We start from the raw sequence: 20,420 nt of genomic DNA on the forward strand, positions 1-20,420 counted from the left end.
GTCAGGCTCCGTACCCCTGGCCGCGCTTGTGCTCGTTCAGCCGGCGCCACGGCCCGCTGATCGCCAGCTGGATGCCCGGCTCCTGGATGTTGGCGAAGAGGGTCCGGCCGTCGTCCGAGAAGGTCACCCCGGTGAACTCGCTGAACTCGGGCTTGGCCGCGCTGCCGATGTTCAGCTCGTTGCGGGCGATCGGGTAGACCAGCCCGTCCTCGGTGGCGCCGAACAGGTGCGAGATCCCGTTGCCGTCCTCGGCGATCACGATGCCGCCGTACGGCGAGACGGTGATGTTGTCCGGGCCGTCGTAGTTGTCGTGGTCGCCCAGGACGTCGTCGTTGACGCCCAGCAGCACCTTGAGGGTGATGGTGCGACGCGCCGGGTTGTAGAACCACACCTGGCCGTCGTGCTGCAGCGGGCTCTCCGAACGGGCGTAGCTGGAGACGAAGTAGAAGCCGCCGTCACCCCACCACATGCCCTCCAGCTTGCGGGCCCGGGTGACCTCGCCCTCCTTGAACTGCTTGCGCACCGAGACGGTCCGGGCGTCGCGGTCCTGCACCTTGACCCAGTCGGCGCCGTAGACGGTGCCGACCTTGGTGGCCCGGGAGAGGTCGTCGACGAACCTGCCCTGGGCGTCGAAGACCTTGAAGGCCTCCAGCACGCCGGCGTCGGCGGCGAGCTTGCGCAGCTGGTACCGGCCGTGCCGGAAGCCGGCCGGCGGGGTCCAGCGGAACAGCAGGCCGTTCGGGTTGGAGGCGTCCTCGGTGAGGTACACGTGACCGCGCTTGGGGTCCACGACCACGGCCTCGTGGGCGTACCGGCCGAAGGCCTTCACCGGCTGCGGGTCGCGGTTGTAGTCGTCGTCGAAGGGGTCGACCTCGAAGACGTAGCCGTGGTCCTTGGTGAAGCCGTTCTTGCCGGCCTTGTCCTCGGTCTCCTCGCCGGACAGCCAGGTGCCCCACGGGGTCACCCCGCCCGCGCAGTTGGTGGCGGTGCCGGCGATGCCGACCCACTGCTCGACCGAGCCGTCCCGCTTGGCGTGCACGATCGTGCAGCCGCCGGCCGCGCCCGGATCGTAGACGTGCCCCTCGGTCAGCGGCACCGGGTGCGGCCAGTTGGCCCGGGCGCCGGACAGCTCGTGGTTGACCACCATCAGGTTGCCGCCGCGCTCGTCCTCGAAGGCGGACGTGCCGTCGTGGTTGCTCGGGGTGAACTCGCCGGTGCGCAGCCGGGTCTGCCCGGCCCGGTTGAGCACCTTGTACGAGAAGCCCGCGGGCAGCGAGAGCAGCCCGGCCGGGTCCGGCACCAGCGGGCCGTAGCCGATCGCGGCGCCGCCCGCCGCGTTGGTCCCGGCGGCACCGGCCGCGGCGGCGACCGGGGCCTCGCCGCCGACCGGCGCGGCGATCGCACCGGGGGCGCTGGCCAGCGCCTCGGCACCGCCGGCGATCAGCACGCCGGCCCCGACGAGGGTGGAACGGTTGACGAAGTCCCGACGGGACAGCGACATGGCAGCAACTCCTGGGGGGGTGTACGGGCGTCGAGGCAGGTCGTCGACGCCCAGCAGACTCCGCCGCAGGGGTGAACCCGGCATGACGCCCACCGCACGACGAGGCGACCATTTGCCAACCGATGACCGACACATGACCCACGCTTTACCGAACGCGGGTCAGCCGTGTCCGGATCGGTCGAGCGCACGTCGGTCGAAGGCGGGTCAGCCCCGCCCGGTCCGCCACTGCTCCCAGGCCGCCAGCCACAGCTGCTCCACCAGCCGGTGCTCCTCCGGCGTGCCCGACCCGGCCGTCCCCGGCCGCTCCCGCCACAGCTGCTCCCAGGCCCGCTGCGCCGGCAGGCTCGCCACCTCGCTGGCGAACACGGTGTACCGGACCACCTCCTCGACCGCCGCCTCGCCCTGCGGCGTCCCGATCAGCCAGTGCGTCTGCTGGGACAGCCGGTTGAGGTGGTTGACCATCGAGGTCACCGCCGCCGCGGCCTCCTCCCGGGTCTCCGTGGCGAGCCGCATCTGCTGGCGCACGGCCGCCTCCCAGCGCACCGCGCAGACGTCCCCGCGCAGCCCGCGCGGCAGCCGCGGCGTCCGCCCGACCCGCACCTGCGCCTCGATCGCGGCGGCCTCCGCGATGCTCTGGGCGATCAGCTCCCGGTGCGCCTCCAGCCCCGCGACGGTCGGCAGTTCACGCTCCTCGACCGGGACGTAGCGGGCCCGGCGGGAGGCCAGGTCGCGCAGCAGCTCGGTGCGCCCGCGCAGGTAGCAGTCGAAGTCCCCGATCCCGGCGAGCTCCACCCCGCCGGGGGGCAGCCCGCGCCCGCACACCGTGACGGCCTGCCCGTCGACCCGCAACCGGACGGCCCACACCGGCCCGGCGACCTCCGGCCCGCCCGAGGCCGCGCCGGCTGCCGCACCGCCCGGGGCCCCGCCGACCACCGCCCCGCCGGGCACCGGCCGGTCCTCGTGCACCTCCACCGCGCAGGGCTCACCGTCCACGGTGATCCACTCCCGCAGCGTCCGCACCCGGCCCGGCCCGTCGCCCTCGTCCACGCCCAACTGCTCGTAGACGCGGTCCCGTTCGTCCTCGACCACGTCCTCCAGCTCGGGCAGCACCTCACAGCCGTCGGCCCCCGGCCGGTACGTCCGCACGGTCACGTACGGCCCGGCCGCGGTGGTCCAGTCACCGCACTGCACCTCGACCCAGCGCAGTTCACCGCCGCAGGTCTCGAAGGCCGCGAGCGCCTCGCCCCGGCCGGGCGGCCCGGCCACGCCGTACACCGGAAAGTCCACCGTGGCGAGGGTCCGGCGGGAGAAGTCCTCCTGGCCGGCGAAGCGCTCCGGCCCGCCCGACCGCTCCGGCCCCGACCGCTCGACGTTCCACTCCTGGGGCCTTCCGCCGCTCTCCCGCACCATCCTCTGCCGCACCCCCGAGTCCTCGCGCCCGCACCGCTGACGCCACTTTACGTGCCGGGAGCTGCCGGGTCATCAGCTCCGCTGCCGTACGGGGGCGGTGGCCGTGTCCGTCGGCCACGATGTCAGCAGCCCTCCCTACGCTGGCGGCATGACAGCACAGAACGACGCAGCCCAGCCCGCCTTCCCCGCCCGGATCAGCATCGTCACCCTCGGCGTCTCCGACCTCGACCGCAGCGCCCGGTTCTACCAGGACCTCGGCTGGCGACGCTCCGCCGCCTCCAGCCCGGAGATCGTCTGGTTCCGCACCTCCGACTCGGTGCTCGGCCTCTTCCCCTCCGAGGAGCTGGCCGCCGACGCGGGCGTACCCGCGACCGGCGAACCCTCCTTCCGCGGCGTCACCCTGGCGGTGAACCTGGAGTCCCCCGCCCTGGTGGACGCCGCGCTGCGCACCGCGGTCGAGGCCGGCGCCGTGGTGGTCAAGCCGCCGGTCCCGACCAGCTGGGGCGGCTACTCCGGCTACTTCGAGGACCCGGACGGGCACCTGTGGGAGCTGGCCCACAACCCGTTCTTCCCCTTCACCGAGGACGGCTCGCTGGACCTCCCGTAGCCCGTCGTCCGCCCCTCCGCCGTCCTCGCCCGCCCCTCCTCAGCCCTTCCTCAGCGCCTCGTCAGCCCCTCGTCAGCGCCTCGTCAGCCCTTCGACCGGGCCTTGAAGGCCGCCTTGCGCGCCTCCTTGGCCAGCGCCCGGTCCGTGTGCAGCTCGCCGATCGCCTCCAGGACGTCCGCCGTGTACGGGTGGTCGACCCGCCACAGCTCACCGAACCACGACGCCGGGTCGCCCTTCACCGGCAGGTCGGTGATCAGCTCGCGCAGCAGCGCCGCGTCGCCGCCGCTGTCCAGCAGCTGGGCGGCGAAGGTGTCGACCACCGTCCACAGCGCCATCGTCCGCTCCGGCACCGGCACGTCCGTCGCGCCCAGCGCGGACAGCCAGGCCCGCACCGCACCGCCGAGCTCCGGGTCGTCCAGCACCTCCCGGGCGGCGGGCTCGGCGCCCGCCCCCAGCAGGTTCAGCGCCGAAACGCACAGCATCCGGCGCAGCGGACCGTACGCGTCGTCGCCGCGCGCCGCCGCCAGCAGCTCGCGCGCCGCCGGCTCCGGCTCCCGGCCGGCCACCCAAGCCCGCAGCTCCTCCTCCGGCAGCACGTTGGCCGCCTCGCACACCCCGCGCAGCAGCTCGGCGGCGTCCCCCTGGGCCAGCTCGCCGACCAGCGGGGCGTCGTAGCCGTCCTCCAGCAGCCACTGCCGGATGCCGTACTGGCCGAGCGGGGTGAGCCGGACCAGCCCGAAGCGGGCCGACTCCTCCTCGTCCAGCGGCGCCTCCCCGACGAGGGCGGGCTCCTCGCCCTCCTCCTCGTCGAACAGCTCCGGGTCGATCGGCCGGTACTCCAGCAGGCCCAGCTCGGCGAGGTCGCCCAGCATCGGGTCCAGCGCGACCATCACGTCGGTGATGTCGCCGAGCAGTTCCTCGCTCGGCTCCTCGCCCTCCGGCACCACCAGCAGCGCGGCGAGCACGCCCAGCGGCACCGTCTCGTTGCCCGGGTCGGCGAAGGCGGTGGTCTCGTACAGCACCTGGAGCGCCTCGTCGAGCAGCTCGGCGGCGGCGTCCCGGGCCTCCTCGACCTCGCTCAGGCCGTCCTCGTCGTCCTCGTCCGCGTCGTCCTGGTCCGCCTGGTCCGCCGACACTTCCGCCGCCTCGTCCTGCTCCGGCAGCGAGTCCGCCTCCACCGCCAGTTCCCGGACGATCCCGGCGGCGGTCAGCCACAGCTCCAGGACGGTCTCCGCGTCCCCACGCTCGGCGGGCTCCAGGTCCGGGCCCGGGACGGCGACGTGCTCGCCCTCCTTGGTCGTGCCCAGCTCCACCAGGTCCAGGTCGCAGGCCAGCGACCAGGCCCGCAGCGCCTCGACCTCGGCCTCCTCCGGCACCTCGCCCTCGGCCGGGGCCAGCCCGAGCAGCCGGGCGACCGGCGCCCGGTCCTCCTGGACGAGGTCCCCGAACTCGTCCACCACCCGGTGCGGGGACGCCCAGCGGGCCAGCGCCAGCGCGTAGCCGAACATCGGCACGGCCTTCGCCTGCTCGGCCAGCTCCTGCTCCGCGGGCAGCTTCACCGGCGGCACCAGGATCGCCGCGTCGTCCAGGTCCTCGTCGTCCAGACCGTGCGCGGCGAACGCCCCGTAGAGGTCCTGGAGCTCCAGGTCCGCGGGCAGGACCGCCTCGGCCGCGCCCTCTCCGGCCGAAGCCCCCGCCCCCGTGTTCTTCCGACGTCGTCCGGCCATCGTCGTGTGCTCTCCCTCAGCCAGCGGTCAGCTCGAACAGCTCCGCGTGTCGATCTACCACCTCAGCGTATAGGCCGGGCACCCCCGATGCCCGGCCTCACAGGGCGCGCAAAGGGGCGCGCGCCGCTTCCACGCGCCCACCCCTTATCCTTCGCTTTGGCACCGCGCACAACCCCGCGCGGGCCACCGGGCAACGAAGCCCCTTCTCTCAGCTCACCCGCTCCACCAGGGAGCCCCGCACCGCGGCCACCACCACAGCGCCTCAGGACGGGCGCGCCGGCACACCCAGCCGACCCCGGTGGCGCCCGGCCACAGGAGACCCCTGCCATGGCGGACCTCTCCCCCGCCGGCTCCGTGCTGCGCACCGCGCAGCTCGACGGACGCCGACTGTCGGAGGCCCTGCTCCCCCTGGAGCTCGCGCCCCGCGCCCAGCTCCAGCTCGCCGCGATCAGCCGCTGGAACGCGCTGCGCGGCATACGCGTCGGCCTGGTCGCCGGCGCCCTGCTGCTGATGCTGATCGGTGCCAACCTGGCGACGCCGATCTACCCGCTCCTCCAGCAGCGCCTCGGCCTCGGACCACTCGACACCACGATCCTCTTCACGATCTACGTGTTCGCGCTGCTCCCCGTGCTGGCCGTGGTCGGCCACTGGTCCGACCACCTCGGCCGCCGCGCCCTGATCCTGCCCGCCGTCGCCCTGGCCGCCGCCGGCGACCTCGTCTTCGCCACCGCCGGCAGCTTCTGGCAGCTCGCGGTCGGCCGGGCCGTCCAGGGCATCGCCGTCGGCCTGTCCACCGGCGCAGCCGGGGCCGCCCTCGGCGACCTGCTGCCCGACCACCCGGCGCTGGCCCCCAAGCTCACCCTGGCCTGTTCCGCCGGAGGCGTCGCGCTCGGCCCGGTGGTCGGAGCCCTGCTCGCCGGCGGCTCGGACCCGCTGCTGACGCCCTTCCTGCTGCACGCCGTCGCCCTGCTGGCGCTCTGCGTGCCACTGGCCCTGGTCCACCCGCGGATGCCCGGCCGCAACCGCCCGCCGGCCTCCCCGCCCCGGATCACCACCCCGGCCCACCTGCGCCCGCAGCGCCTGCGGCTGCCGCGCACCGGCCGCCGCGAGTTCCTGCTCGCCGCCACCGCGGGCTTCATCTCGTACGGGGTCTTCGGCGTCTACCTGGCTCTCGCCCCTGCCTTCTCCGCCAAGCTGCTGCACACCCCCTCGCACCTGACCGGCGCGATCGTGGCCGCCCTGCTGCTCGGCTCCTCGGCCCTCGCCCAGCTGATCATCCCGCCGACCGCCGACCGTACGGTGATCGCCCTCGGCATGACCGGCCTGGCCGCCGGCCTGGGCCTGGTCGTCGCGGCCGGCTACACCGACACACCCGCGCTGCTCTTCATCGGCAGCGTCCTCGGCGGCGTCTGCCAGGGCGTCGCCTTCCGCTCCCTGTTCACCACCGCCGTCGCCGCGATGAACCCGGAACGCCGGGGCTCCGAACTGAGCTCCCTCTGGATCATCGTCTACCTCGGCAGCTCCGCCCCCGTCATCGCCGTCGGCGCCCTCGTCCAGACCTACGGCCTCCTCCCCGCCGTCAGCGGCTTCGCCACCCTCGCCGCCGTCCTCTGCGCCGCCCTCGCCCTCACCATCGCCCGCAAACCCCGCCCGGCCTGACCCCGGCACTGAAAGCGCCGCTGCCCGGGACTCCCCCTCCGGAAGTCCCGGGCAGCGGCGCTTTCCCCCACCGGGCGAACACCCGCGCATCATCCGCTCCGTGGATCAGCCCTACCACCGTTCCCCACCATCCACCCCCCACCCGCCTCCCGGCGGGTGCCCGCCCCGGGCCTGGCCCCGTACCGCCCTGCCGAAAGAAGCCAATGAGCGCCCGGAGGCCGCCCCCGGCTGCCGGGGGCGGCCTCCGGGACAGGTCGAAATGGCTGTGGCCGCACGGCAAACTGGCCCGGATACCGGGCCCGGAGGCCACCGAGCTACCCGAAGGGGTGGTCCCGCCCTGGTACGGGTTGACGCTCATCTACCAGCCGGACGAGCTCGGCGGGCTACCGAGCGCGCACACGCCCAGACGATCAAGCTCCCGGCCTGGCATCGTGAGCAGGATCTGCGTCTGGCCGAACACTACGTCCGCGCGGCCATCAAGATCAGCGACCATCACAAGGAGCTGCTGTGACCGTCACCTCCCCCGAGTTCGCCGCCAGCCTGGCGGCCGAGGCCGAAACCGCCGGAATCACCGGCTTCGTCGCCGCCGCCATGATCAACCACGACGGCCGCATCCTGCTCGTGCGCCGCAACCCCGACGACTACATGGGCGGCCTGTGGGAGATCCCCTCCGGAACGGTCGAGGCCGGGGAGACCATCCTGGACGCCCTCCATCGGGAGACCGCCGAGGAGACCGGCCTCACCATCGACCAGGTCACCGGCTACATCGGGCACTTCGACTACAAGAACAGCCGAGGCGGCACCACCCGCCAGTTCAACTTCACCGTCACCGTGCAGAAGACCGAACCGGTTGTCCTCACCGAGCACGACGCCCACCAATGGGCCCTCCCCAGTGACCTGCCTGAGGTGAGCGACGCGGTTCGCGAGCTGATCACACGCTGAGGCGTACGAGGGTGGCGGGCCCCTCGGATTCCCCGAGGGGCCCGCCACTCCGCGGTCGAGACGACCTGCTGCGGCTCAGGAAGTTACTGCCGATGCGCTGCTGAGCTCCTGCCCGGCCTGGTCCAACTCCAGCGACAGCTCTACGGTGATCTTCGTATCGCTCACGGCGAGCCCGATGACGAATGCGGGGCCGTCCTCCCGACCGGGCGGAGCGCCAACGGCCCGACGCCGTCCACCTCGGTCACGCAACGAGCACAATGTCCAGGTATGCCTGCACCGGCTCGAAGAGCCCGTACGGCACGTACTCGGGGATCTCGGCGAGGGCCACCCACGCAAGGGCGTCCAGTTCGTCCGTGTCCACCACCTCGGCGGTGCCGCCGACGACCTCGCAGGCCGTGTACGACATCAGCCGGCCGGTCTTCGGGTGCACCCGCTCGCCCAGGAGCTTGACGGCGGCCACACCCAGTCCGGTCTCCTCTGCGGTCTCGCGGACGGCCGCCTCCTCGGGCGACTCACCGGCCTCGATCTCACCGGCCGGGAACTGCCAGGAGAGCTGGCCCTCACTGACCCGCCGACGCACCATCAGCACACGGCCTCCGCGGACCACGATCGCGGCGGCAATTCCCGGGCGTTCCTCCGCAGTTCGCTGTCTCACGTCTGCTCCTCCAGGGCGGCCAGGATGGGGGAAATCGTATCGGCGTCGAAGAAGCGGGCCATCGAGTTTCGAGGAACCCACATCACGTCGACGTTCTCGACAGCGTCGCCGCCGGTTGGCTGACCAGCAAGGTACTCACGCAGGAACCACTCGTTGGACACTCACCCCACTTTGGCCGCCTACTGCAGACCCAGGCCCTTTCGGCAACCTGGAGTGTCTTCATTGGGCAAGCCACGTGTCGGGTTTGAAGGTGTCGGATCCCCAAGCTCGCGGCACGATCTGGTGTTACAGAGACGCGAGTTCGGCAGCTCGCTGAGCGAGTTCCGGGGCGCCGGGAATTCCGCGCCTGCTGTAGACGGCCATGGTTGAGCGCACCGTTTTCAGCTCCTTCTGGTTTCGGTCGGATGCCACGCCGTCCATGAGGTCCAGGCACTGATTCCAGAGGACGACGGCTTCCTCATGACGGTGTTGGGCGGCGACAGACTTGGCGAGGTTCGCGATGGTCAGACCGCGAACCCGCTGGTACGTCGCCGGAACGCGGTCCTCAAGTGCCCTGCGGTAGTGCCGTTCAGCGGCTCGGTGGTCCTTCATCTCGGTCAGGGTCTTGCCCGTGTGCGATGCCACGGTGGCCGCGACCGGGCCGGAGGCGGCCGCGTAGGATGGCACGCCGTCGTCGGCGGCGAGCATGGCGTCCTCGGCGGCCAAGAGTGCCCCAGCGGCATTCTTGCTCTGGCCGCTTGCTCCGTAGGCCCGGGCGGACGTCACCAGCAGCAGCGCCTCCGTCTTTCGGTCGACTTTCCCCTGGGCCCGTGAGAGCGCGGCTTCGGCCAGCTCGACGCAGTGCGTGGTCTGGTTCAGGTCGAGGGCCTGATGGGTCAGGGCTCGCATCATCCAGGCTCCATGGCCTGCGGGATCACACTCGCAGGCAAGCTGGTAGGCGAGGAGATAGAACCGCTGGGAGGCGCCCTCGCGGCCCAGATCGTGGCACTTCCATCCGACCAGCGTGGCGAGCTCGGCTGCCGCGCCGTACGCGCTCCGCCGGACCTCCTCGGACGGGAACGTGGCCTGGAGCATCGGCACCACGGCATCCGCCAGGTAGGCCGACACGGTGGACAGCCCGTGGCCGCCGCCCAGTCTCTCGTCGGCGGTCCGGAACATCTCGATGAGCTGCCGGACGGTGGAAACCTCTTCGGCTCCGGCCCTACGGCTGCTCTTCGCGGTTCGCAGGGTGGCGGCGACGGCCTGGTGGTCGTAGGTGAGCGGGAGCCCGACGGTGGCGGTGGCGAAGGCCAGGGCGAGGAGATCACGGCGGTGGAACATGACAAGTCTCCCGAGGTCGACAGCAGTTGCCAGAAGGTCAGGGGGCATGGCCTCCCCGATGGCCGGGAAGCCTAGACCGATCTCGGCGGTCGTCACCTGGCGCTTCGCCACTCTGGTCAGGGCCTCGGCGAGGTAGGCCGCAGTATTGCCGGTCGGGGTGCCGCCCCTAACCCAGGAGAGCACGGCCGACCGCGAGGTGTGCAGGGTCTCACCGGCCTCCGCCGCGACGCTGCGGACCACCTTGGCCAGGACTTCGTACGTACACCCGGCTTCCGCCATGACGGACGCCAATTGTTCGTTCGGCTGCTTATGCCCGGTCAACTCGCACCCCCAGAGCTGATCTTGAACAGATTGAACAGGCTGAGCGGGCCATCACCGTACCGCCCGAATGTGGCCGACTGTTCACTGAATGTAACAAACCCGCACCTCAGAGGAGGTTGATGCCTCATGGCCGACGAGTACCGCGACCCGCGCCTTCATGAGCTGTCCGGGGCCAGCGTTCTGGTCACCGGAGGCGGTGGCCTGGTCGGCAGCCGCATCGTCGCTCAGCTCGCCGCCTGCGGCGCCACGCCGATCGTCCTGGACCGGTTCGACGCCTACCCGCACCCGGTGCGGGACCTGTTCCAGGTGGACCGCCACAGCGCCCAGGTCCTGCTCGGCGACGTTCGCGAGCGGGCCACCGTGAAGTGGCTCACCGGCCGTGCGGACTACGTGATCCACGCCGCCGCGTACGCCGATGTCGCCGCCTGCACCCGCCGACCCGACATCGCCTTCGCCGCGAACGTGCACGGCACCCAGACCGTCCTGGACGCCGTGGCGGCCTCGACGGTGAAGCGGCTGGTCTTCGTCTCCTCCGCCTCTGTCTACGGCAACGGCACCCCCGCCGAGGACGGCGCGGCGCGGTTCACCGAGAACCAGCCGCTGACCCCGATCTCTGTGTACGCCAACACCAAGCTGTGGGGCGAGCACCAGGTGCGCCTGATGCTCGGAGGCAGCGACACCGAGTACTCGATCGTCCGGTACTTCTCGGTCTACGGCGACCCGCAGATCCCCAAGCCCGGCTCGCACTCCTGGATGGTGCCCTGGCTGGCCCTGTCCGCCCACACAAACCGGCCGATGAGGCTCAACGGTGGCGGCCACCAGGTCCGCGACATGATCCACGTCGAGGACATCGCGCACGCCACCATCCTCGCCCTCGTCATCGACCAGGCTGCCGGGCAGACCATCAACATCGGCACCGGCATCCCCACCCCGGTGCGGCGGATCGCCGAGCTGATCGCCGCCCACTACCCCGGCGCCGCGTTCGTCGAGACACCGATGCCGGAAGGCGACCCGCGCGGAGGCTGTGCCGACACCAGACGGTCCACCGATCTGCTCGGCTGGCATCCCGCCATCACCCTCACCGAGGGCATCGACCGCTACGTGCACTGGCTCAGCACCACGCCGGACGCCGTCCCGGACTGGTTCACCACTCCGATCACCGCCGCCGTCTCGGCCGCCTGAACGAAGGGACATTCACCCCATGCGCGTCGTTCTGCTCGGCGGAGCCGGATACATCGGCTCCGTCGCTTCCCACCGCCTCGTCTCGCTCGGCCACCATGTCACCGTCGTGGACGGCATGATCTACAACCGCGGGGACGACCCAGGCTGGCTCCTGCCCAGCGCCGCCACGTTCGTCCCCGGGGATCTGCGTGACCCCGAGCTGCTGGCTGGGGTCTGCGACGGCGCGAACGCCGTCGTGCACCTCGGCGGGATCGTCGGAGAGCCGGCCTGTCGGCTGGACGAGGAGCTGGCCGTCGAACTGAACTACGCCGCCCCGATGATCGCCGCCGAGGCCGCCGCCGGTGCAGGCGTCGATCAGTACGTGTTCTTCTCCTCGTGCAGCGTCTACGGCAAGCACGAAGGCACCGTGAACGAGGACACCGAGCCCAACCCGCTGGGCATCTACGCCCGGACCAAAGTCCTCACCGAACGGCATCTGCCCGACGTACTCGCCGAAGTCACCGCCTTGACGAGCCTTCGGCTGGCGACCGTCCACGGTTCCTCGCCCCGTCAGCGCCTGGACTCCGTAGTCAACTCCATGGCCTCGCGCGCCGTCGCCACCGGGCGGATCCCCCTCAACGGAGGCACTCAGCGTCGGCCCCTCGTCCACGTCGGCGACGTCGCCCGGGTGCTCGCCGGCGTCCTGGACAAGGATCTGACCGGGGCGTGGAACGTCGGCAGTGACCAGGAGAACCACACCATCACCGACATCGCCGAGACTGTGGCCGCCATCGTGCCCGGATCGAAGATCCAGCGCGGCCCGGAGCTCGACGAAGCCGACGCCCGCGACTACCGGGTGAGCTTCACCCGGCTCCAGCAGCGCCTCCCTGGCGCATGCTCCACCACCCTCAAGGACGGCGTGCAGGAGATCGCCGACCTCCTGGTGGCCCGTCAGATCGCCGACCCGGAGGAACCCCAGTACGACAACCACCAGGCCCTGGCAGCGGCCTTCACAGCAGGCAAGGTGCGGAGCGTGCGCACCCCTGAGTGCCGGCGCTACTTGGCCGAGTACACCGCCGCGTGGGGGCAGCCGTGACCGTCATCGCGCCGTTCCTGCCTTGGAACCGGCCCTCGCTCGGGCAGGAGGAGGAAGCCGAGGTCATGGACACCCTGCGCTCGGGCTGGCTCACCCACGGCCCGAAGGCCAGCCGGTTCGAGGAAGCGGTGAAGTCCGAGCTCGGCGTCGAGGACGCGTTCGCGGTCTCCTCGTGCACCGCCGCGCTGCACCTGGCCCTGCTGGCGGCCGGGGTCAAGCCGGGCGACGAGGTGATCACCCCGAGCCTGACCTTCTGCGCGGCCCCGAACGCCATCGTCCAGTGCGGCGCCAGGCCGGTGTTCACCGAGGTCGATCCGGTCACCCTTACCATCGACCCCGAGGCGGCCAAGCAGGCGATCACTTCCAGGACGAAGGCCGTCCTGGTCATGCACTACGGCGGCCAGCCCTGCGATCTCCTGGCCTTCCGCAAGCTCGCCGACGATCACGGCATGGTCCTGATCGAGGACGCCGCCCACGCTCTGCACGCCTGGCGCGACGGCCTTCGGGCGGGCAGCATCGGCGACCTAGCGACGTTCTCCTTCTACGCCAACAAGGTCATCACCTGCGGCGAAGGCGGGATGATCGTCGGCCGCGCAGACCTCGTCCAGGCCGCCCGCCTACTCGGCCGGCACGGCATCGACACCTCCGCGTGGCAGCGGCACGGCACACGGAACACCGCCGACTACGAGGTCACCGTGCCGGGCTTGAAGTACACGATGCCGGACATCACAGCCGCGGTCGGCCTCCAACAGTTCCACAAGCTGCCCGACTTCACCGCCCGCCGAGCACAGATCGCTGCCTCCTACGACCGGTCCCTCGCCGACCTGCCCGGCCTGCGGCTGCCCACCATCGCGGACGGCGTCCGGCACGGACGGTTCCTCTACCCCGTTCTGGTCGAACCGGTCGGCGGCCGGACCCGGGACACGGTGGCCGAGCTGCTCCTGAACGACCACAGGATCGGCACCAGCGTGCATTTCAAGCCGGTGCACCGCCTCGCCGCGTACCGCCTCCTGGACTGCCACTTGCCCATCACCGAGCAGATCGCCGCCCAGCAGCTCTCCCTGCCCTGCTACCCCGCGATGACAGCTGCGGACGTGCAGCGCGTCATCGACGCCCTCCATGCCATCTGGTCCTGACCCCGTGCCGGGCTGGCTGTCAGATCACCGGCGGCCGGCCCAGCCGCGTCATCCGCCACACCGTGCTCCACCGCATCGGCCGCCGCGGCGGGCATGGCACCCGAACACCCTCGAAGAACCCCGACCACCACGCCTTGAGCCCGGACATCGGCGGCCGGCGGACCAGCGTGTACAACGCCCAGGAGGTGAGGTAGACCGGCACCAGAGGGGCGGGCAGGTGGCGCTTGGCCAGCCACACCCGGTTCCGGGCCGTCATCCGGTAGTAGGCGGCGTGACGGGCCGGGTCGGTGCGGGGGTGCTGCAGCACCAGGTCGGCGCGGTAGTCAATCCGCCAGCCCGCGTCCAGCGCGCGCCAGGCAAAGTCGGTCTCCTCGTGCGCGTAGAAGAACTCGGCGGGAAACAGGCCGACCTGATCGATCACTCTCATGCGGATCGCGTGCCCGCCGCCCAGGAACGTCGTGACCGGACCGGACTGCAGCGGATCGCTCGCGCCGAAGCGGGGCACGTGGCGGCGCTGGGTGAACCCGGTCTCATCCGCGATCCGGAAGCTGACAATGCCGAGCTTCGAGTCCCGCTCGAAGGCCTCCCGGATCAGCCGGAATGTGTCGGTGCGGGGCAGCAGCCCGTCGTCATCCAGGACAACCAGCACGTCCGTGCCGCCAAGCTCGCGCAGCCGGTCGACGCCGGCGTTGCGACCCCCGGGAATGCCGAGGTTCTCCGGCAGCTCCACCGCGTCCACCCAGTCCGGCAGCTCGGGCAGCTTCACGCCCTGGCCGAGCACGACGGTCCGAACGCCGTTGTCGCCGCCGTCCTGGGCCCGTACCGACTCGAGTAGTGCCGTCAGCTCCGCAGGCCGGTTTCCCATCGTCAGCACCACCACGCCCAGCGTGACGCCCATCGCACCCGACCCTTCGAGGAACCTTCATGATCTCGCCGACACCCCGGCCTGGCCGCGGACCGTCGCTGCACGAGCTGGCCGACACCGGCCGACTACCGGACCACCAGGTGATGGACCGGCCGACGCTGGACTGGATCGCCCGCCACCGGCCCGCGGGCCCGGGTGTCCGGGCCAGACTGCCACACCGGCCGCTCCTACTGGTACCGAACGCCTCCTGGTTCGCCCGCACGCAGACGGCCGCCTCGATTCACGGCGTACGCCACGGTGCCCGGGTCGCCGTGCTCGTGCAGTTGCTCGCCGCCAGCCACGATCTCAGCCCGGGCCGAGGGCTGGCGCTCGCGGCCGCGGCGGCCTGTCACGACTGCCGGCGGCTGAACGACCACGACGATCCCGGCCACGGTCGCCGCGCCGCCGACTGGCTGACCGAGCATTCCGCGAGCCTTCAGACGATGTTCAGGACGGTGGCCACGACAGAGGCGATCACCGCAGTCGCCCTTCACGATGTGCCGCACCATGCCTTCGCCCGCGACCAGGAACGCGCCTACGAGCAGCACAAGGTGGCGGTGGACCTACTCAAGGCAGCTGACGCGCTCGACCGCTACCGGCTACCGCTGGCCCGCTGGTGGCCCGACCTCAACCGCCTGCAACTCCAAGTCCCCGCCTGGGCCCCGGTGCTCGCCCACGACCTGGTTGTGGGCAGCGAGCATGCCCACCTCGACGGCGCGACCGACACCCAGGCCCTGGAGCGTGCGCTCCAGGCCGTAATGCCCGAGTAGGAGAAGCCCCCGTGCACACCGAGTGGGACTTCGCGCACACCGACTACAACACACGTCCCGACCGACCGCTGCCGGCCGGGCTCGCCGCCTCCGAGGCCGACTGGCACCAGCGCCTCGAACAGGCCCCCAACGGGCACCTGCTGCGCGAAGACAGCAACGCCATGCTCGCCACGCTCACCGCCGGCGGCCCGGTCTACCTGCTGCACCTGACCCGTTCCCTGGACGCCATCCGCTCCAGCGGCCACCTTCTCGCGTCCACCGGCTGCCTGATCGGAGCCGTCTACGGCTCGCCCCTCACCCCGCTGCCGGGCGGCGCGCTTCGGCCTCATAACCTCGGCTCCTACCTGCTGAACGCCCGCCAGGGCCTGGCCAGCCGCCGTCACAGCACGCCCCTGGTCATCCGAGTCACCCCCGGTCACCCGGCACCGGCCAAGGGCCTGGACTACCTGCGGCTCGGCGGCATCCACCTGCGGACCTACCAGACGTACCGGCACTTTCTCACCGCAGTCGAGGACGACCAGGTACTGCAGTCTGTCGTGGACCGGGTTCGTGTCGCAGCCCCGTTCCTCGACAAACTCCTGCACAACGCCAGTGGTGGCACAACGCCGAACGAGTCGTTCATCGACGCCCTCGCCGCAACGGTCCCCGTCCTTCCCTATCTCGGGTACCTCTATTTCGAGACCGTCGCCGAATACCTGATGCTCCACTCCAGCAGCCGGGCCACCCAGGAGTACGCGGACTGCGGGGAAATGAACAACCGGCTCTACAAGGAACTCGCCTTCTCCGCCGTGGACAGCATGGGCACTCTCTTCGACCTCGGGCGGTTCTGCCCAGGCCACACCCGACTCCTCGATCTCATCGGACGCATCGAGCCCGGCCTGGCGGCGTCAGCCGCCGACTATGTCCGCCGACGCATGTCCCATCTCTTCGCCGCCACGTCCCTGACGCCCTGTCAAGAAATTTGGAATTTAACCTTCCGCGCGGCAAACCTGGACACACTGACCGAGACAGCACCACGCCTCCTCGGCCAGCTGATCTTCCGGGAGATCCGGCTCCTCGATCGCTACCCGCAGCTCTACTACCGCTTCGAGCAGGCCAAGGCCTCGGAGGCGTGGACCTACTGGAACGAGGTGGGCATCCCGACTCCGTTCAACGGCGTCACCCCAAAGGGAGAGATCGGCATCAACCCGGCCTACCCCAACGGCCGGTTCACAGTCTGGACGGCAGAGTCATGCAAGCAGGGGCTTCTCCATCCGGTTGAGCAGATCGCCGCCGCTCCAACCGCCCGGCTCGTGCCGTGGCTGGTTGCTCCCCTTCGGGACCGAACGGAGGAGGAGCGGTGGTCGAAACGCCGCGCCGCCCCGACGTGATCGGGCGACACCGGTTGATCGTGATTCCCAGGGCAAGCAACGCCGCTCGGCCCGACCTTCGAGAGAACGGAGCCTCCCATGGACGGCATCACCTTCGGCCGGGTCACCGTGACCCTGCCCCACCTGAACGAGCCCGGCCTGTACCTGTCCAACGTCGCCAGCCTGGACTCGACCCGGGGCATCGTCCAGGACTTCCAGTACGGCGACGCCGACCTGCGGGCCCTGGACCTCGCCGAGACCCGCCTCGTCACCGGCCGCGTCTCCAACCTGCGGGCCGACCGTGTGCAGCTCGACCAAGTCCGCATCGACTCCGTCGAGTTCGACACCTGCGACCTCGCCGCCGCCCGCATCGCCGACAGCAAGCTCTCCCGCGTCGTCTTCCGCAACTGCAGGATCATGGGCGCCGGACTCATCGGCGTGACCCTGGACAACGTTCTCTTCGACAACTGCAAGCTCGACTACGCGACCTTCGAGCAGATCCGCTCCACCGGCCCGGTCGCCTTCTCGAAGTGCACGTTGACCGAGGCGTCGTTCACCGGCTGCGACCTCGGCGGCGCTGTCCTCGACGCCTGCGCCCTGCGACTGACCGAGTTCGGCCGGGGCAAGTACCAAGGCCTCGACCTTCGAGGCAACGACCTCACCACCCTGCGGGGCGTCGCCAACCTCGGCAAGGTCCTCATCGACCGCACCCAGCAGACCGAACTCGCCGAAGCCCTGGTCGCCGAGCTGGACGTGACCTTCGCCGACGCCCTCGACGACCAGTGAAACCCCCCCACGCGGGCCGTTCCGCTGCCCGTGGTGGTGGCGGTAGCGCCGCGTCCGACCCCTATTCACGTAGGAGACTTCCATGGCTGCTGCGCCGCCACAAAGCCCCCGCCCGATCACGCCTCGGCTGCCGACCGACCCGACCTTCAACCAGGAGCTGTGCGCGCTCGTACTCGACACCGCACCCCGCCTGTTCGCCGTCGTCCAGGTCTGGGGCGAAGGCCTCCCGGACGTCGACGGGTGGGTCGTGGCCTGGGGAGTCGCCGACCACAGCGGGCGAGCGCACGTGATCAGCATCGACGGGCAGGCGCGAATGACCCTCGCATCTCCCAACCGGGCCTTGCGCCATTTCGCCGGGCGACCGGGGATCACTGCACGGCTGGTTTGGCTCAAAAGGCCGAGTGCAGCCGCAATGGAACAGGCCGATGCCGCCTGACCCACCACGGTCGCCCGCCAGCCCCAGCGCGTCCTTCATCACCGGCCAGTCGTTGCACGTCTACGACAGCTGGATCCTCCACTGACCGGCGTCCCCCCGAACAGAAAGCAGACCGCCATGCAGCACCGCGTCCGCGCCGTCCTCCTCACCCCGAACGACACCACGCTGCTGATCAAACGCATCCGCCCCGGCATCGACCCGTACTGGGTGATCGTCGGCGGAAAGATCGAACCGACCGACGCCAGCCCAGAGGACGCCCTACTGCGCGAGGTCCGCGAGAAGATCGCGGGCGAGGCCGAGATCGTCAGCCTCCTCCACACCATCGAGACGGACGATGAGCGCCAGGACTTCTACCTCGCCACCATCGAGAAGTGGAACTTCGCGGACCGCACCGGCCCCGAGTTCAGCCAGGAAGGCCGAGGCGAGTACCTCTTGGAGGAGACCCCCCTCACCATCGAAGCCCTCGCCACGATCAATCTCCTGCCCCGGGAGATCACCACGGTCCTCCGCGAGACCGTCGAACGCGGGGACCTCCTCGCCGCCAGGTAGCCGCAAACCGGTGGCTGCGTCAGGGTGCCGGCCCGGGGCGGGTCCGTCCCGGGCCGCACCATTTCACACCGCGCCTTGATCACTCCGGGCCTCCAACTCTCCGTATCGATCCGGAAGTCGGCCAGCTTCGACGGTCTGGCCGCCAAGTACGGTATGAGCCACCAGCTACAGAGCATCGACGGCATCCGGCGGGACTACGGCCGCCGGCCCACTCTGAAACTTCGGTGATCAAGGAGCATGCAGGTGGCGGCCATTCAACTTGTGATCACGGATGAGCAATGGCGGGATGCCCAGACGATTTGGGACTACCACCAGATGCACCACGAGCTGCGGCCGTGCGATGCGGCGATCGGCCTCGGTAGCCACGATCTCGGCGTGCCAGTCTACGCGGCCGAGCTCTACCACGAGGGCCTCTTTCCCACCCTGGTCTTCACCGGCGGCCCCAACCCGACCCACCCGGAACGGTTCCCCCGGGGCGAGGCGGTGCACTTTCGGGAGTACGCCCTTGAGCGCGGTGTCCCGGAGTCGGCGATCCTGCTGGAGCCGAACGCCACAAATACTGGACAGAACATCAGCCTCTCACGTGAGGTGCTGGCCTCGGCCGGTCGCGACGTTCGGTCCGTGATGCTGATCGCCATGCCGTACATGGAGAGGCGCGCGTTCGCCACCTGCCGCAAGCTGTGGCCGGACGTTGAGGTGGTTTGCGCCTCGGCACCGATGGGGCTGAACGACTACGTAAAGGCCATTGGAAGCGAGAAACACGTCATCGACATGCTCGTCGGGGACATGCAGCGGGTGCTTGAGTACCCGAAACTCGGGTACGCCGTCGAGCAGGAGGTCCCGGAGGCGGCCAATGCCGCTTACGACCGGCTCTGCCGCGCCGGCTTCGACACACGACTCATCAAATCCTGACGTTCTGTCTGCCGAAGGACAGGCGATGCTCTCCAAGTCGCCCTGACGAAGGACACTCGCAGAGAATGCCTCACTCTGCGTCAAATGCCATGGTACGTTCGGCAATCCAACCGAAAACAGGTGACCCCGGCAGCGCGCCAACGCTCCGGGGTCTGGCACCAGGAGCCAAACCTCCCGATGCGGATCCATCGTAGCGCCCACGTGCGCAACTTCACCGTGCTACCCAACGCCCTACTCCAGTACCGGCGGCTGAGCTACACCGCCCGAGGCCTGCTCGCGGACCTCCTCTCCCGCCCCGACGGCTGGCGCGAGGACGGCCGCCACATGGCCGACACCAGCCCGCAGGGGCGTGGCGCCGTCCGCAAGGCGTTGAAGGAGCTGACCGAGGCCGGGTACTACCGGGTCGAGAAGATCCGGATGCCCGACGGCACGATCATCACCGAAGCCCACGTCTACGACACCCCGCACCTCACGGCTCCGCCGAGTACCACCCGTCCGGCGCCCGGTGAAGCGGCAACCGGCCCTGCTGGCAGCCCTGTTGTAAAGAACCGGCAGCAAGAACCCTCCCTCCCCACGAGCCCGGCCGACGAAAGCAACCGGGGAGGAGAGGAGGAACCACCCGAGATCCGCGAAGCGGTGGCCACTCTGTTCCGGGTGATCCGCCCCGAGACCCGGCTGCGCCTGGGCGAGGCCGAAGCCGCCGCACTCGCGCCCCTCGTCGCACAGTGGCTGCAACGCGGCGCGGCCCACGCCGACCTCGCCCAAGCCCTGCTGTCGGGCCTGCCCACCCCGGTGCACTCGGCGGCCGCGGTGCTCCGCTACCGCCTGGAGCACAAGATGCCGCCCGCCCAACCCGTTGCACGGCCACCGGCCCGGTACGCCGAGTGTGCCAAGTGCCACGACCCCGTGCCCCGACCGGGCATCTGCCGCCCGTGCGCCGGCCTGACCACCCGAACCCCCACGGCCCGCAAGGGCGCGGACGTGGCCACCGCAGGTGCCGCCCGAGTCCGAACTGCCCTTCGCTCCGCAATGACCGGCAGTCGACCTGCACAGATCGCAGCCTGAGACAGGCTCCATCACCGCCGCGGGGCGCCCCCCCCGGGGGGGCCCCCCCCGGGGGCCGCAGACGGCAAGCCGGAAAACAAAACAAAAAAAAAAAAAGACGCTGGAATCGGGTGG

The 20,420-nt window shown here is 70.7% G+C and carries 19 protein-coding genes and 1 pseudogene; 13 read left to right on the forward strand and 7 right to left on the reverse strand.

The genetic code is table 11. The features are described from left to right. Position 1: 1 nt before the first annotated feature. Together ACFY2K_RS18560 and ACFY2K_RS18565 are read right to left on the reverse strand one after the other, a co-directional pair. A complete protein-coding gene (locus ACFY2K_RS18560; RefSeq protein WP_375894467.1) occupies positions 2 to 1,501 on the reverse strand; it encodes an alkaline phosphatase PhoX in 1,500 nt (499 codons plus the stop codon). Between the two features lie 204 nt (positions 1,502 to 1,705). Continuing rightward, positions 1,706 to 2,923 (reverse strand): hypothetical protein, encoded by a 1,218-nt coding sequence (locus ACFY2K_RS18565; protein WP_380594186.1) that lies wholly within the window; start codon positions 2,921 to 2,923, stop codon positions 1,706 to 1,708. Positions 2,924 to 3,059: 136 nt separating this feature from the next. Between ACFY2K_RS18565 and ACFY2K_RS18570 the strand changes: the two genes are divergently transcribed. After that, on the forward strand, positions 3,060 to 3,518 hold the full coding sequence (locus tag ACFY2K_RS18570) for a VOC family protein (protein WP_375894462.1): 459 nt from the start codon (positions 3,060 to 3,062) through the stop codon (positions 3,516 to 3,518). Between the two features lie 83 nt (positions 3,519 to 3,601). Here ACFY2K_RS18570 and ACFY2K_RS18575 read toward each other — a convergent pair whose 3' ends face one another. Continuing rightward, complete coding sequence (locus tag ACFY2K_RS18575; RefSeq protein WP_387712541.1) at positions 3,602 to 5,245, reverse strand: hypothetical protein; 1,644 nt, start codon at positions 5,243 to 5,245, stop codon at positions 3,602 to 3,604. 327 nt (positions 5,246 to 5,572) lie between these two features. Here ACFY2K_RS18575 and ACFY2K_RS18580 point away from each other — a divergent pair, with 327 nt between their 5' ends. Together ACFY2K_RS18580 and ACFY2K_RS18585 are read left to right on the forward strand one after the other, a co-directional pair. Next, complete coding sequence (locus ACFY2K_RS18580; RefSeq protein WP_387712544.1) at positions 5,573 to 6,904, forward strand: MFS transporter; 1,332 nt, start codon at positions 5,573 to 5,575, stop codon at positions 6,902 to 6,904. Positions 6,905 to 7,411: 507 nt separating this feature from the next. Next, positions 7,412 to 7,846, forward strand: coding sequence for an NUDIX hydrolase (locus tag ACFY2K_RS18585; protein ID WP_380524114.1), 435 nt, complete (start codon positions 7,412 to 7,414; stop codon positions 7,844 to 7,846). Positions 7,847 to 8,087: 241 nt separating this feature from the next. Here the strand turns inward: ACFY2K_RS18585 and ACFY2K_RS18590 are convergent, their stop codons facing one another. The 3 genes and pseudogenes from ACFY2K_RS18590 to ACFY2K_RS18600 all read right to left on the reverse strand — a co-directional run bounded on the left by ACFY2K_RS18590 (position 8,088) and on the right by ACFY2K_RS18600 (position 10,142). After that, a complete protein-coding gene (locus ACFY2K_RS18590) occupies positions 8,088 to 8,501 on the reverse strand; it encodes an NUDIX hydrolase (protein ID WP_380594971.1) in 414 nt (137 codons plus the stop codon). Beyond that, positions 8,498 to 8,653, reverse strand: a pseudogene (locus tag ACFY2K_RS18595) (NUDIX hydrolase); the annotation flags it as partial. The gene ACFY2K_RS18590 and the pseudogene ACFY2K_RS18595, both read right to left, overlap by 4 nt. A gap of 133 nt (positions 8,654 to 8,786) precedes the next feature. Further along, a complete protein-coding gene (locus ACFY2K_RS18600) occupies positions 8,787 to 10,142 on the reverse strand; it encodes a tetratricopeptide repeat protein (RefSeq protein ID WP_380524118.1) in 1,356 nt (451 codons plus the stop codon). 126 nt (positions 10,143 to 10,268) lie between these two features. Between ACFY2K_RS18600 and ACFY2K_RS18605 the strand changes: the two genes are divergently transcribed. The 3 genes from ACFY2K_RS18605 to ACFY2K_RS18615 are packed head-to-tail and all read left to right on the forward strand — an operon-like array spanning position 10,269 to position 13,535. Beyond that, complete coding sequence (locus ACFY2K_RS18605) at positions 10,269 to 11,324, forward strand: NAD-dependent epimerase/dehydratase family protein (RefSeq protein WP_380524120.1); 1,056 nt, start codon at positions 10,269 to 10,271, stop codon at positions 11,322 to 11,324. A 19-nt stretch (positions 11,325 to 11,343) separates the two neighbouring features. After that, on the forward strand, positions 11,344 to 12,399 hold the full coding sequence (locus ACFY2K_RS18610) for an NAD-dependent epimerase/dehydratase family protein (protein ID WP_380524122.1): 1,056 nt from the start codon (positions 11,344 to 11,346) through the stop codon (positions 12,397 to 12,399). After that, the gene (locus ACFY2K_RS18615) at positions 12,396 to 13,535 is read left to right on the forward strand and encodes a DegT/DnrJ/EryC1/StrS family aminotransferase (protein WP_380524124.1); all 1,140 of its coding nucleotides are present in this window, start codon (positions 12,396 to 12,398) and stop codon (positions 13,533 to 13,535) included. Before ACFY2K_RS18610 ends, ACFY2K_RS18615 begins: the two co-directional genes overlap by 4 nt. Positions 13,536 to 13,554: 19 nt before the next feature. On the opposite strand, the gene ACFY2K_RS18620 is transcribed toward ACFY2K_RS18615, so the two are convergent. After that, a complete protein-coding gene (locus tag ACFY2K_RS18620) occupies positions 13,555 to 14,433 on the reverse strand; it encodes a glycosyltransferase family 2 protein (RefSeq protein WP_380524126.1) in 879 nt (292 codons plus the stop codon). Positions 14,434 to 14,459: 26 nt separating this feature from the next. Here ACFY2K_RS18620 and ACFY2K_RS18625 point away from each other — a divergent pair, with 26 nt between their 5' ends. The 7 genes from ACFY2K_RS18625 to ACFY2K_RS18655 all read left to right on the forward strand — a co-directional run bounded on the left by ACFY2K_RS18625 (position 14,460) and on the right by ACFY2K_RS18655 (position 20,306). Further along, on the forward strand, positions 14,460 to 15,209 hold the full coding sequence (locus ACFY2K_RS18625; RefSeq protein ID WP_380524128.1) for a hypothetical protein: 750 nt from the start codon (positions 14,460 to 14,462) through the stop codon (positions 15,207 to 15,209). 11 nt (positions 15,210 to 15,220) lie between these two features. Further along, entirely contained in the window at positions 15,221 to 16,579 is a 1,359-nt protein-coding gene (locus tag ACFY2K_RS18630) for a hypothetical protein (RefSeq protein ID WP_380524130.1), read from the forward strand. A 78-nt stretch (positions 16,580 to 16,657) separates the two neighbouring features. Continuing rightward, positions 16,658 to 17,344: a pentapeptide repeat-containing protein gene (locus ACFY2K_RS18635; RefSeq protein ID WP_380524132.1), complete on the forward strand. Its 687-nt coding sequence runs from the start codon at positions 16,658 to 16,660 to the stop codon at positions 17,342 to 17,344. A gap of 82 nt (positions 17,345 to 17,426) precedes the next feature. Beyond that, positions 17,427 to 17,780 (forward strand): hypothetical protein, encoded by a 354-nt coding sequence (locus tag ACFY2K_RS18640; protein ID WP_380594959.1) that lies wholly within the window; start codon positions 17,427 to 17,429, stop codon positions 17,778 to 17,780. 117 nt (positions 17,781 to 17,897) lie between these two features. Then, positions 17,898 to 18,329 (forward strand): NUDIX domain-containing protein, encoded by a 432-nt coding sequence (locus ACFY2K_RS18645; protein ID WP_380524137.1) that lies wholly within the window; start codon positions 17,898 to 17,900, stop codon positions 18,327 to 18,329. 237 nt (positions 18,330 to 18,566) lie between these two features. Beyond that, entirely contained in the window at positions 18,567 to 19,241 is a 675-nt protein-coding gene (locus ACFY2K_RS18650) for a YdcF family protein (protein ID WP_380524139.1), read from the forward strand. A 177-nt stretch (positions 19,242 to 19,418) separates the two neighbouring features. Beyond that, complete coding sequence (locus ACFY2K_RS18655; RefSeq protein WP_380524141.1) at positions 19,419 to 20,306, forward strand: hypothetical protein; 888 nt, start codon at positions 19,419 to 19,421, stop codon at positions 20,304 to 20,306. Positions 20,307 to 20,420: the final 114 nt, after the last annotated feature.

The sequence above is a fragment of the Kitasatospora sp. NPDC001309 genome, from assembly GCF_042896295.1.
Taxonomy (GTDB): domain Bacteria; phylum Actinomycetota; class Actinomycetes; order Streptomycetales; family Streptomycetaceae; genus Kitasatospora.